General features: G+C 70.5%; 11 protein-coding genes. 5 read left to right on the forward strand and 6 right to left on the reverse strand.

Annotation, left to right across the window (positions count from 1 at the left end):
• Positions 1-1,344 precede the first annotated feature (1,344 nt).
• Positions 1,345-1,629 carry a flagellar biosynthesis protein FlgJ gene (locus DR046_RS05965; protein ID WP_115380939.1) on the forward strand — a complete coding sequence of 95 codons (285 nt, stop codon included), beginning with the start codon at positions 1,345-1,347 and terminating at the stop codon, positions 1,627-1,629.
• A 16-nt stretch (positions 1,630-1,645) separates the two neighbouring features.
• Here the strand turns inward: DR046_RS05965 and DR046_RS05970 are convergent, their stop codons facing one another.
• Together DR046_RS05970 and DR046_RS05975 are read right to left on the reverse strand one after the other, a co-directional pair.
• Positions 1,646-2,230 carry a transglycosylase SLT domain-containing protein gene (locus DR046_RS05970; protein WP_115380941.1) on the reverse strand — a complete coding sequence of 195 codons (585 nt, stop codon included), beginning with the start codon at positions 2,228-2,230 and terminating at the stop codon, positions 1,646-1,648.
• A 71-nt stretch (positions 2,231-2,301) separates the two neighbouring features.
• A complete protein-coding gene (locus DR046_RS05975) occupies positions 2,302-3,183 on the reverse strand; it encodes an AEC family transporter (RefSeq protein WP_115380943.1) in 882 nt (293 codons plus the stop codon).
• A gap of 86 nt (positions 3,184-3,269) precedes the next feature.
• Here DR046_RS05975 and hspQ point away from each other — a divergent pair, with 86 nt between their 5' ends.
• Both hspQ and DR046_RS05985 read left to right on the forward strand, forming a co-directional pair.
• Complete coding sequence (gene hspQ / locus DR046_RS05980) at positions 3,270-3,596, forward strand: heat shock protein HspQ (protein WP_115380945.1); 327 nt, start codon at positions 3,270-3,272, stop codon at positions 3,594-3,596.
• A 106-nt stretch (positions 3,597-3,702) separates the two neighbouring features.
• Positions 3,703-5,739 (forward strand): ATP-binding protein, encoded by a 2,037-nt coding sequence (locus DR046_RS05985; RefSeq protein ID WP_115380947.1) that lies wholly within the window; start codon positions 3,703-3,705, stop codon positions 5,737-5,739.
• 19 nt (positions 5,740-5,758) lie between these two features.
• Here the strand turns inward: DR046_RS05985 and DR046_RS05990 are convergent, their stop codons facing one another.
• Positions 5,759-6,736, reverse strand: a complete 978-nt coding sequence (locus tag DR046_RS05990; RefSeq protein WP_115380949.1) for an asparaginase — start codon at positions 6,734-6,736, stop codon at positions 5,759-5,761.
• A gap of 160 nt (positions 6,737-6,896) precedes the next feature.
• Here DR046_RS05990 and DR046_RS05995 point away from each other — a divergent pair, with 160 nt between their 5' ends.
• Together DR046_RS05995 and rlmN are read left to right on the forward strand one after the other, a co-directional pair.
• Positions 6,897-7,418: an invasion associated locus B family protein gene (locus DR046_RS05995; protein ID WP_115380951.1), complete on the forward strand. Its 522-nt coding sequence runs from the start codon at positions 6,897-6,899 to the stop codon at positions 7,416-7,418.
• Positions 7,419-7,535: 117 nt separating this feature from the next.
• On the forward strand, positions 7,536-8,714 hold the full coding sequence (rlmN, locus tag DR046_RS06000) for a dual-specificity RNA methyltransferase RlmN (RefSeq protein WP_115380953.1): 1,179 nt from the start codon (positions 7,536-7,538) through the stop codon (positions 8,712-8,714).
• A gap of 171 nt (positions 8,715-8,885) precedes the next feature.
• On the opposite strand, the gene serA is transcribed toward rlmN, so the two are convergent.
• The 3 genes from serA to DR046_RS06015 form a co-directional block, all read right to left on the reverse strand.
• Positions 8,886-10,478 (reverse strand): phosphoglycerate dehydrogenase, encoded by a 1,593-nt coding sequence (gene serA, locus DR046_RS06005; RefSeq protein WP_115380955.1) that lies wholly within the window; start codon positions 10,476-10,478, stop codon positions 8,886-8,888.
• Positions 10,479-10,575: 97 nt separating this feature from the next.
• Positions 10,576-11,709 carry a phosphoserine transaminase gene (locus DR046_RS06010; RefSeq protein ID WP_115380957.1) on the reverse strand — a complete coding sequence of 378 codons (1,134 nt, stop codon included), beginning with the start codon at positions 11,707-11,709 and terminating at the stop codon, positions 10,576-10,578.
• A 186-nt stretch (positions 11,710-11,895) separates the two neighbouring features.
• Entirely contained in the window at positions 11,896-12,309 is a 414-nt protein-coding gene (locus DR046_RS06015; protein WP_115380959.1) for a hypothetical protein, read from the reverse strand.
• Positions 12,310-12,494 lie beyond the last annotated feature (185 nt).

Below are 12,494 nucleotides of genomic sequence, written 5' to 3' on the forward strand. Positions count from 1 at the left end.
GTACGGGGGTTCGCCGCTTCGGGGCCGGCATTGGACCTCCGGACCGGACGGACGCCGAGGGCGGGGTGGGCTTGGCCGTCGACGCCGGGCGCGGGGGCGGAGGCGGAGGCGAGGGCTGTGGTCGGGGTTGGCGATCCGATGGCCCGGCCGGACATGCCCGGCTCGACGGGGCGGGGCGGGGCCATTGGGGTCGCCAGCGCCGGTTGGTCCCCGGACTGGGCGGGCGCGGTGGCGGCAAGGGGAGCTGCGGTCACTGGCCCGCCCGCCCGGTCGATGGCGGTCGGGCCGGTCCGGGCCTCGGGCGGGTTGGGCCGGGACGATCTGCCGTCCGCCACGTCCGGCGCGAGGGCCGGGGCGGACCCGTCGGCGACGGGACTGCCCCGGAGGGCGCCGCCGGGGACTGGGTCGGAAAGCAGACGAGTGGCGGAGGCGGTCGGGAGATGGCCGGGCCAGGCGGTGGCATCGGGCTGCGCGCGCGCCGGGATCGGGACGGGTGCACCAAACGACATGCCCGGGTTGGGCCGCGATGCCTCGCTGCCGGCGGGCGCGGGCCCGGCGCGGTCGGTCCGCCCGGCAAGCGCGCCGGTTGCGTCGCGCGTTGCGGTTGTCGGCGAGGTCGGCTGGAACCCCTCCCGGTCCTGACTGGCTGTGCGATCAGCCGACGGGACTCCGGCTTCCGGCCGGGGCTTGTCCCCGATGGCGGGCCTGTAAGGCTGCGGCGTCGGGGGTGGGGAAATCTGCGCATCCGGTGCGCCGGGGAAGGCGGGGCGGATGGCGGTGGAGGCCGCTTGCGCCGCTTCGGGCTGGGTGCCGGGGACGGGTTTCGCCGCCGAGGCGAGGAAGTCCCCGCGGGGCGCGTCGGGGAGCGCGGAGGCCGGGGCGGTCGGGCCCTGGGCAGAGGAGTGAGGCGATGCGGTGGCGGCATGACCCGCGATGTCGCCCTTCGCCTGGCCGGTCTCCCCCTCCCCCGTCGGAGCGGCGGTCGCGGCCTCTTCCCCCTTGTCGGCCCTTTCCGTGTCCGACGGCTCTGGGTCAAGCGGGTCGGGGCCGTCGCCGGCCCTCGACGGGGCGGCGCGCTGGTCAGGCGGAGGGCGGAGGAGGGCGAGGGCCTTGCGGAACAGTTGCGCCCCGGACGGATCGGCGGGCTGGCCGTCGGCGGCAGTCTGGCCGGATGGCGCGCCGAGGCGCGAGAGGGGGGCGAGCGGGTCCACGAATCCTCCGTTCTGGCTGGTTCGGAGGCATCTAGGCCGCATCCCGTTACGAAAGCCTTTACCGCCGGTCCGTTACGGTTGGGGACGCCGGAGAGGCGCAGACCGCGCCCCGCGCGCCGAGAAAGGATGCGAGATGTTCCCGACCGACCCGACACGCGACCCGACGGGCGCCACGCGACTGGTGGCTCCGCCCGCCCCGGACCCCAAGGCGCAGCGGATCCTGGAGCAGGCGCGGCAGCTCGAGGCGCTGCTCTTTGCCGAGATGCTGAAGGCGTCCGGGACCGGCCCGCCCGGGATGGCGGGGACCGACTCGCCCTTCGAGGGCTTCCTCAGGACCGCGCAGGCCGAGGCCGTGACCTCTTCCGGTCAGACAGGGCTGGCCGAGGCGATCGCGGCGTCGCTGATGCGGCAGGGCTGACGGGCGCCGGAGGCGTTCAGCTGCAGAAGGAGAGCTGCGACTGATACATCGCGGCGCGCGCCTCGATCTCGCCCGAGATGCGAATCAGCCAGGGCTTGGCGCGGTAGGTCCCGCGCGTGTAGCCGGTCCGTCCGTCGTGATAGGCGAGATACTGGTTGCGCGCATCCGTCAGCGGAATGCCCAGCGCGCGATTCGTCCCGGCCATGTACCAGCCCATGAAATCGGTCGCGTCGCGGATGTCGTCGCGCCGGGCGCGGCGCGCCCTCTGGTCGGCGACATATTCCTTCCAGGTGCCGTCCAGCGCCTGGGAATAGCCGAAGGCGCTGCTCTGCCGCCCGATCGGCACGACGCCCAGCGCGTAGCGCAGCGGCGTGCGGGCATCGGCGATGAACTTCGATTCCTGGTAGATCGTGGCCATCTGGACATGGACGGGCACGCCCCATTTGCGCTCGGTCGCCTTGAAGGCCCTGAGGTAGCCGGGCCGCTGGTCCAGGATGGAACAGGCGTTGTCGAGGTTGCGCGGTGCGCTGCCCGAGCCGCCGCCGCCCCCGCAGGCGGTCAGAAGCAACAGGCAGAGGATCTGCATGAGGCGTTTGGTCATAACTGCTCGGCCATTCTCTGGGACCTGATTGGCGGCAGGTTAGCCCGGTCATCCGCCTTTTGCCAAGCAGGTCAGACGAAGAGCGCGAGCAGGGCTGGCAGGGCTGCCACGGACATCAGCGTCGAGACCACGACGAGACCCGCCACCGGCTCCGCTTCGGCGCCGTAGCGGACGGCTAGCAGGTAGGAGGTCACGGCGACCGGCGTGGCGAGCTGGACGGTGAGGACGGCGAGCTGCACCTCCTCCAGCGCGAAGGCCCGCCCCACGGTCCAGGCGATAGCCGCGCAGCCCGCCAGCTTGACCACCGACAGCACCGCGACCGGCCCGAAGGCGGCCAGCCGCATCCGCGCGATCGCCACCCCCAGGGTCAGCAGCATCAACGGGATGGCCATCTGGCCGACCAGCCCCAGCGCGTTCAGCGCGAGTTCGGGCACGGCCCAGCCCTGCCAGAGGAACAGCGCACCCAGAAGCGTTGCCGCGACCATCGGCTCGCGCAGGGCCCGCGCGGGATTGCCGCCGCCCGACACGATCCAGACGCCAAGACTGAATTGCAGGATCGACGTGACCGAGAAGACGACTACGGCATAGCCGAGCCCGGTCTCTCCGAAGGCCAGCAGCGCGAGCGGCAGGCCCAGATTGCCGGTATTGCCGAAGGCCAGCGGCGCCCAGTAGGTCCGCCGGTCGAGGCCGAGCAGCAGGCAGAGCGCCAGGAAGACCAGAAGGACCGCCCCGTAGGCCGCCAGCGCCGCGAGGGTCAGGCGGCCGGCCGATTCGGCCTCGATCCCGCCTTCGGCCAATGCGACGAAAACAAGGCAGGGAACGGCCAGGTTCATCGCGAGCCTGGAAACGAACGCCGTGTCGTATTCCAGCCCCAATCGCACCCAGACGAAGCCGATCGCGGCCAGAAGGAAGACCGGCGCGACGATCTGAAGGACTGTAAAGGCCACTGTCACACTGTGTTTCCGCCGATTCGCAGCGCGCCCGATTTACAAGTCCGGGCCCGGCGGTCTAGGAACGGGGCAGGGGAAAGGGCAATGCTATGATGCACAACGAGGCAAAATACGCGCTGGGCGAGGTCGTCCGTCACAAGCGCCATCCGTTCCGCGGCGTGATCTTCGACGTCGACGCGGTCTTCTCCAACTCGCAGGAATGGTACGACGCCATCCCGGCCGAGGCGCGTCCCCGCAAGGACCAGCCGTTCTACCACCTGCTCGCCGAGAACGAGGAAAGCTATTACGTGGCCTACGTCTCCGAGCAGAACCTGATGCTCGACAGCTCCGGCGAGCCGGTCACGCATCCCGATATCGGCGACCTGTTCGGCGATTTCGACGGGCGGTCCTATCCGCTGCATGTCGACCTGAACTGAGCGCGCGGCGGGACCGGGCGGCGGTTAACGTCGCCTTCACCTGTCGCTGCCACACCTGACGCGACCCCGGGACGGCGGGTCTGCCGCGTTGGGGTGATCGCAGGACATGGATGGCGCCACGCTCGAGGACCGCTACACGCTGGAGCGCCGCAAGCGCCTCGCGGCCGAGCGCACGCTGGAGCGGACGCGGACCGAGCTGTCGCGCGCCTATCGCGCGCTGGTCGCCAATGCCGACCGGCTGTCGCTGCGCTACCTGTCTGAGCGGGAGGCGAACCTGCGCCTCACCGACCGCCAGCGCGCCATCCTCGCCCAGCGCAAGGAGGCTGCGGAAAAGGCCGACCGCGCCCGCCGCCGCCTGTGGCACGCGCTGGAGGCGATGCGCGACGGCTTCGCGCTGTTCGACACGAATGCCCGGCTGGTGGCGGCCAACTCGGTCTATCTGGGCCTCTTCGACGTCGCCTCCGAGATCGGACCGGGCGCCTCGGCCGAAGAGCTGTTCCGCGTCGCCGCCGAGGAGGGCGCGTTCGAGCTCGACGGCGAGCCCGACGAATGGGTCGAGGCCCAGCTTGCGCGCTGGAAGGCGGACCGGATCGGGTCGCAGATCCTGCGCACCTATGACGGGCGCACCATCCGCTTCCAGGATCACCGCGCCCCCGACGGCGACCTGGTCAGCCTCGCCATCGACCTCACCGAGGAACAGGCGCGCGAGGACAGCCTCGCCGCCGCCCGCGACGCCGCCGAGGCGACCGCGCGCGCCAAGCAGGCCTTCCTCGCCCGCATGAGCCACGAGATGCGGACCCCGATGAACGGCATCCTCGGGCTGTCCGAAATGCTGGTGGAGCGGGATCTGGACCCCGAGGCGCAGACCTTCGCGCGGACGATCCGCGACAGCGCCGAGGCGCTGCTGACGATCGTCGGCGACACGCTGGACGTCTCGCAGCTCGAAGCCGGCCGGGTCGAAATCCGGGAGGAGACCTTCGACCTCGAGGCGCTGCTGATCGATTGCATCCGCCTTTCGGAGGCGGCGCGGAAGGGGCGGCCGGTGGAGGTCGTGCTCGACTATCCGCTGGACGCGCCGGCCCGCGTCGCGGGCGATGCGGGGCGAATCCGGCAGATCGTGATGAACCTGCTGGGCAACGCCACCAAGTTCACCGAGGCGGGCCACGTGCTGGTGCGCGCCGTGCTTTCGCGCGTCGAGGGGGGCGTGCGTGTCGTCATCGACGTGATCGACACCGGCCCGGGCATCCCCGAGGGCCAGCGCGAAACCATCTTCGAGGCCTTCGCCCAGGTCGATGCGGGGCGCCCGCAGGCCGAGGGGACGGGGCTGGGCCTGACGATCTCGCGCGGGCTGGCGGAACGGATGGGCGGGACGCTGATCGCCACCGACCCGGAGGAGGGGGCGGGCAGCCGCTTCCGCCTGTCGATCCCGTTCCGGCAGGCGCAGGACTGGCCCGCGCGCCCGGACCTGCCCGCGCTGGCCGTGCCTCCGGACACCGGCGTGCAGGGCGACGTGCTGGCCCGGCGCCTCGCGGCGGCGGGCGTGAGCGTGGCGCGCGCCCGCGAGGCGGCGGTGGCGGTCGTGCCCTTCGGGGAGGGCGCTGCGCCGCAGCTGCCCGAGGGGGTGCCGACCGTCGCGCTGGGTCCGTCCGACAGGGTGCCCGAGTCGGTCGGCTGGCGGCTGGACCTGCCGGTCGCGGGCGCGGAGCTGCTGGCCGCGCTGCGCGCCGTGCAGGCGGGCGGGCCGGTGGAGGGCGACGTTCGGCCCCGCATCCTGATTGTGGACGACAACGCCACCAACCGCTTCCTGCTGGAGCGGATGCTGTCGCCGCAGGGCTACGCGATGGAGCTGGCCGAGGACGGCTCGACCGCCGTCGCCGCCTATCGCAACCGGCGGCCTGATCTCGTGCTGATGGATATCAGCATGCCCGGCATGGACGGGTTTGAGGCCCTCGCCGCGATTCGCGCCCTCGAGGAGGAGCGCGGCGGCACCGCGGCTCCGGTCATCGCGCTGACGGCCCATAGCGGTGCCGAGATCGAGGCCCGCCTCGGCGAGGCGGGCTTCGCGAGCCACCAGAAGAAGCCGGTCCGCAAGGCGGAGCTGCTGGCGGCGATGGCCGACGCCCTGGGCGCGGGGCGGGGCTGACGGCTTCCGGTCGCCTCCGTCAGGCGAGCGCGACCTCCAGATGGCCGGTTTCGATCCCGCGCCGGTTGATGATCGGGCCATGGGTCAGCTTGCGCGCGATCGGCGCCTGCGGGTCCAGCGCGCCGAGGCGCATGAGCAGCGTGGCGATCACCGCCTCGGCAGCGCGGGTGCCGCCATCGGTGATCTTGACCGCGATGCCGCGGTCCTGCTCGGGCAGGATCGCGGCGAAGACGGCCTCGGCGCCGGTCTTGACCGCGACCCGTCCGCCCATGGCGCGCATCAGGTCGGTGCAGGCCCGGGTCTCGCCGGCGACCAGCTCCGGATGGGCGGCCATGGCGGCGGTCAGCCGCGCCATCGCTGCGCCCCGCCTGTCGGAGCCGGGCCGCGCGAAGCGGCCCAGGGCCGCGGCGAAGGCGTCGAGCCGGGTCGCGAAGTTCGGGGCCGAGCAGCCGTCGATGCCGTAGCCGGGGCTCTCCATCCCCGTGACCTCCTCGAAGGCCGCGCGCACGGCGCGCTGCACCGGGTGGTCGGGATCGACATAATCCGGCCCGGCGCCGAGTTGCCGGCCCACCATCAGAAAGCCGCAATGCTTGCCCGAGCAGTTGTTGTGAACCTGGCAGGGGCTGTCGCCGGCACGGATCAGCGTGGCGGAGGCCTCGTCGGAATAGGGCATGTGGGGCCCGCAGCGAAGGTCGTCGTCGCCCATCCCCATGTCGGCCAGCCAGTTCCGGGCGAGGTCGACATGGATGTCGGCGCCCTGGTGCGAGGCGCAGGCCAGAGCCAGATGACGCGAAGTCAGGTCGCGGCCCGCCCCGGTCTCGAGCAGGGGCAGCGCCTGGATCATCTTGCAGGCCGAGCGCGGGTAGATCACCGCCGCCGGATCGCCCCAGGCCTCGATCACCGTTCCCGCGCCGTCGCAGATCACGGCATGGCCGCGATGGACCGATTCGACCAGGTCGCCCCGGACCACCCTCACAAGTTCGACATCTCCGGCCATGGCTCGATCCTCATCCGCGATTTTGCGCCGCACGGGGTTTCTGCCCCGGCGCGGCTGCGCTATCATTCCGCCCTGTTGAATGGAACACCGCAGGCCGGAGACGATCCCGGGAGAACCGGGACGGCTGGCTGCGGCTCGAGAGTTGAGGCACGACCGACAGATGATCCGCAAGGTATTCGGCGCCGCCATCCTGGCCGCCACCCTGGCCCTGCCGGCCACCGCGCAGGAAAGCGCGAACCGCGTGAACACCGAGACGGACTGGTCCGTCTTCGTCGAGGACAACCCGACCCAGTGCTGGATCGTCTCGGCGCCCAAGTCGATCCGCAACCTGCGCGACGGGCAGGAGGTCGCGGCCCGCCGCGGCGACATCCGCCTGTTCGTCAGCTACTGGCCGGGGTCCGACAAGAACGGCGAGGTCTCGGTGACGGGCGGCTATCCCTATGCCGACGGCTCGACCGTCGTGCTGGAGATCGGGACGGACCGCTTCGAGATGTTCACCGACGGGGAGCTGGCCTGGGCCGCCTCGCCCACCGACGACGAGCGCATCATCTCCGCGATGAAGCGCGGGGCGCAGGCCGTCGTCACGGGACAGTCGGGCCGGGGTACGCAGACCGAGGACACGTTCAGCCTGCTGGGCTTCACGGCCGCCGTCACCGACGCCGAGAGCCGCTGCACCGGCTGAGGCCGGGCCGCCGCCGGTCGACCGGCGGCGCATCGCGGATCGCCCCGCGATGGCAGCGTTTGAGTTCCGTCGCGGCCTTCCCTATATGGCGGGCTTCCCCCGTCGCCGGAGCCTGCCATGAAAGCGCCGATCACCCAGGATGTCGTGACGATCCCCCGCCGCGAGGCGGAGGGAGGCAAGCGGAATATCGTCGGGCTGACGCGTGAGGCGCTGCGCGACGCACTGATCGCCGTGGGCACGCCCGAGAAGCAGGCGAAGATGCGGGTCGGGCAGGTCTGGCAATGGGTCTACCATTGGGGCGTGCGCGATTTTGCCGCGATGACGAACCTGTCCAAGGCCTTCCGCGCCGTCCTGGCCGAGCATTTCGAGATCGCCCTGCCGGAGGTGGTGACGCGGCAGGTCTCGGGTGACGGGACGCGCAAGTACCTGATCCGCATCGCGGGCGGGCATGAGGTCGAGACGGTCTACATCCCCGAGGAGGGGCGCGGGACGCTCTGCATCTCGTCGCAGGTGGGCTGCACGCTGACCTGTTCCTTCTGCCATACGGGCACGCAGAAGCTGGTCCGCAACCTGACCGCCGCCGAGATCGTGGGGCAGGTGATGCTCGCGCGCGACGACCTCGGCGAATGGCCCGAGCCGGGCACGGGGACCGGCGAGTCGGGGCCGCGGCTTCTGTCGAACATCGTGCTGATGGGGATGGGCGAGCCGCTCTACAATTTCGAGAACGTGCGCGACGGGATGAAGATCGTCATGGACGGCGAGGGCATCGCGCTGGGGCGTCGGCGGATCACGCTGTCGACCTCCGGCGTCGTGCCCGAGATCGCGCGCACGGCCGAAGAGATCGGGTGCCTGCTGGCGGTCAGCTTCCACGCCACGACCGACGCCGTCCGCGACGTGCTGGTGCCGATCAACAGGCGCTGGAACATCGAGACGCTGCTGGCGGCCCTGAAGGAATATCCGAAGGCCACGAATTCGGAGCGGATCACCTTCGAATACGTCATGCTGGACGGGGTGAACGACAGCGACGACGACGCGCACCGGCTGGTCGCGCTGCTCGACGGCATCCCCGCGAAGGTGAACCTGATCCCGTTCAACGAATGGCCCGGCGCGCCCTATCGCCGGTCGTCGAACAACCGCATCCGTGCCTTCGCGACGATCCTGATGCAGGCGGGCTATGCCTCGCCGATCCGCACGCCGCGCGGCGAGGACATCATGGCGGCCTGCGGGCAGCTCAAGTCCGCGACCGAGCGGGCGCGGAAGTCGCGGGCCGAGATCGCCGCCGAAGCGGGGCTCTGACGGCCGGCGGCCGGGGGACGCCCCCCGGACCCCCGCCGTCGAAGGCAGCCCGCCGTCTCCTGCCGTTGTGAGTGCCGTGAGGGCGGATGCCTCCGGCGGGCATATTTGCCGAGCATCGAAAGGGGAGGCCGCGCGCCCGTCCCTCCGGGCGGGGGCGCGGCCTCGCGCGGGTCAGAGGTCGAAGCGCAGCGGGGCGACGTTTTGGAACTTGCCCGTGGCGCGCAGCTTCTCCAGCACCGCCGCCGGCGGCTGGTCGTCGAGATAGAGCAGCGCGATGGCGTTTTGCCCCGCCTCGTCCCGGCCGAGGGTGAAGTTGGCGATGTTGACGCCGTTGTCGCCCAGGGTCTGGCCCAGCGTGCCGATGATGCCGGGCACGTCGCGGTTGGTGGTGTAGAGCATGTGGGCGCCGACCTCGGCGTCGATGTTGACGCCCTTGATCTGGATGAAGCGCGGCTTGCCGTCGGAGAAGACGGTGCCCGCGATCGAGCGCACCCGCTTCGCCGTCTTCACGATCAGCTTGACGTAGCCGTCGAAGACGCCGGTCTTGTCCTGCCGCGTCGTGCTGATCTCCACCCCCCGCTCGCGGGCGATGACGGGGGCCGAGACCATGTTCACGTCCGGGTTCGTGGCCTTCATGACGCCCGCGATGACCGCGCAGTTCATCGCCTCCAGGTTCATGTCGGCGGCGACGCCATTATAGACGATCTCGATCGCGTCGATCGGCTCGTCCGTCATCTGGCCGACGAAGGCGCCGAGATGGTCGGCGAGCTTCAGCCAGGGCCCCATGATCCGCGCCTCCTCGGCGGTGACCGAGGGCATGTTGAGCGCATTGCTGACGGCGCCGGTCAGCAGGTAGTCGGCCATCTGCTCGGCGATCTGGAGGGCGACGTTCTCCTGCGCCTCGGTCGTGGCGGCGCCGAGATGGGGCGTGACGACGACGTTCGGCAGGTTGAAGAGCGGGCTCTCGGTCGCCGGCTCTTCGGCGAAGACGTCGAAGGCGGCGCCGGCGACATGGCCGGACTTCAGGAGCTCGGCCAGGGCCGCCTCGTCGACGAGGCCGCCGCGGGCGCAGTTGACGATGCGGACGCCCTTCTTGGTCTTCGCCAGGTTCTCGGCCGAAAGGATGTTCTTCGTCTGCTCGGTCAGGGGGACGTGCAGGGTGATGACGTCCGCCTTCGCCAGCAGGTCGGCGAGGTCGACCTTGCGGGCGCGGAGTTCGGTCGCGCGTTCCTCGCTGAGGAAGGGATCGTAGGCGATGACCTTCATGCCGAGGCCGACGGCCTTCTGGCACACGATGCCGCCGATATTGCCGGCGCCGATCACGCCCAGCGTCTTGCCCGTCAGCTCCACGCCCATGAAGCGCGACTTCTCCCACTTGCCGGCATGGGTCGAGGCGTTGGCCTCGGGGATCTGGCGGGCGACGGCGAACATCATCGCGATGGCGTGTTCGGCGGTGGTGATCATGTTGCCGTAGGGCGTGTTCATCACGATCACGCCGCGCTTCGACGCGGCCTGCTTGTCGACGTTGTCGGTGCCGATCCCGGCGCGGCCGACGACCTTCAGATTCGGCGCCGCCTCGAGCAGCTTCTCGGTCACCTTGGTGGCCGAGCGGATGGCAAGGCCGTCATACTCGCCGATCACGGACAGGAGCTTGTCCTTGTCCTTGCCGAGGCTCGGGTCGAAGGTGACGTCGATGCCGCGGTCGCGGAAGATCTGGACGGCGGTGTCCGACAGCTTGTCGGAGACGAGAACTTTGGGGGCCATGGGTCTGGTCCTTGAGGAATTGGGGGATGCCGGGCAGGGCGATGCCCGGCCTGCGGTGCGGTCGGGTGGGCATCACGATGCCCACCGCTTCGGGAAATCAGGCGGCGCGCTCGGCGTGGTAGGCCCAATCGATCCAGGGCATCAGCGCGGCGACGTCGGACGGATCCACGGTCGATCCGCACCAGATGCGCAGGCCCGGAGGGGCGTCGCGATAGCTGGCGATGTCGAGCGCCACACCCTCCGCCTCCAGCCGCTTGGCGACGCGCTTGGCGAAGTCGTCGGGCAGGTCCGGCGCCGTGAACTTCAGGCAGACCGAGGTCGTGGAACGGGTCCCCGGCGCCTCGGCCAGGTTGGCGATCCAGTCGTTGGCGTCGCAGAAGTCCCAGATCGCGCCCGCGCTGTCCTCGGCGCGGCGAATCAGGCCGGGCAGCGTGACCTTCTCGGCCCAGTCGAGCGCGCGGAGGTAGTCCTCGACGCAGAGCATGGAGGGCGTGTTGATCGTCTCGCCCTTGAAGATGCCCTCGATCAGCTTGCCGCCCTTGGTCAGGCGGAAGATTTTGGGCAGCGGCCATTTCGGCGTGTAGCTCTCCAGCCGCGCAACCGCGCGGGGGCCGAGGACGATGACGCCATGCCCGCCTTCCCCGCCCAGCACCTTCTGCCAGCTGAACGTGGTCACGTCGAGCTTGTCCCAGGGCAGGTCCATCGCGAAGCAGGCCGAGGTCGCGTCGCAGAGAGTCAGCCCTTCGCGGTCGGCGGGGATCCAGTCGCCATCCGGCACGCGCACGCCCGAGGTGGTGCCGTTCCAGGTGAAGCAGACATCGGTGGCGAAATCGACGGCGGAGAGGTCGGGCAGCTGCCCGTAGGGCGCCTCCATGACCTTCGCGTCGAGACCCAGCTGCTTGACGGCATCCGTCACCCAGCCGGAGCCGAAGCTTTCCCAGGCGAGCATGGTCGCGGGGCGGGCGCCCAGCATGGTCCACATCGCCATCTCGTAGGCGCCGGTGTCGGAGGCAGGGACGATGCCGACGCGGTAGTCGTCGGGCAGGCCCAGCAGGGCATGCGTCCGGTCGATCGCCTCTTTCAGGCGCGACTTGCCCACGGCGACGCGGTGCGAGCGGCCGAGCGGGGCGGAGGCGAGGCTGTCGGGGGTCCAGCCGGGGTGCTTCTTGCACGGTCCGCTGGAGAAACGGGGGTCTTCCGGCCGCAGGGCCGGCTTCGTCAGGTCTGTCATGTCTACCCTTGCAGATACGCGCCCCTCGTTGGGGAGGGGTGTCCCGCCGCAAGCGGTATGCGAGGCGAGATGCAAAGGCAATGGGTCATCGGCAGCGTTCGCACGATGCGGGGCCACCGCCTCGATCGCCGGGATCGAGGCGGCAGGAGGCAGGGTGACGGGGCCGGGCCTGGCGCCCGGCCGGCGTCACAGACGGCTCATGACGCGGAACTGCGACAGGCGGCGGTCGATCCGGTCCTCCATCAGCGTCCGCTTCCGGAGGTCGAGGCCGAAGGCGAGGAGGACGGCGACCGTGATCGCCGCCAGCACCGGGGAGACCCCGACGACGGTCGCGGCCAGTCCCGCGCAGAGCACGAGGAGGACACCGAGGACGAGTTGCGGGAAGAGCCGGTAGCCGAGCATGGCGATCAGCGCCCCGTTCGCGAGCCAGAGGCTCCGGGTGACGAGTGGGTCGTCGAACGCTTCGATCTGCGCGGGGGCGGCGGCGAGGGCAGCCTGGCCATTAAGGCCGGCAACGATTGTCACTGAGAGAAACACGCCGAGCGCGGCTGCGGTGCGGGCGACGCGGAACGAACTGGAGGAGCGGATCAGGAGAGCCATGGGAGCGTCCTTGATGTTGCAGGTGAGTGACGACTCAGTGTCTAGGAACCGTTCGGGGCAACATCTTGCTGTTTTTGCCCAGTTCTCACCTTTATTTCAAGAAAGTTGAGTTAAGGCGAAGGTCCGGGATACGTGACCGCTTTGTCCACCGATTGTCGGGAATGCCGGGCAGGAAGGAGACATTT

This window comes from Jannaschia formosa, assembly GCF_003340555.1.
GTDB lineage: Bacteria > Pseudomonadota > Alphaproteobacteria > Rhodobacterales > Rhodobacteraceae > Jannaschia > Jannaschia formosa.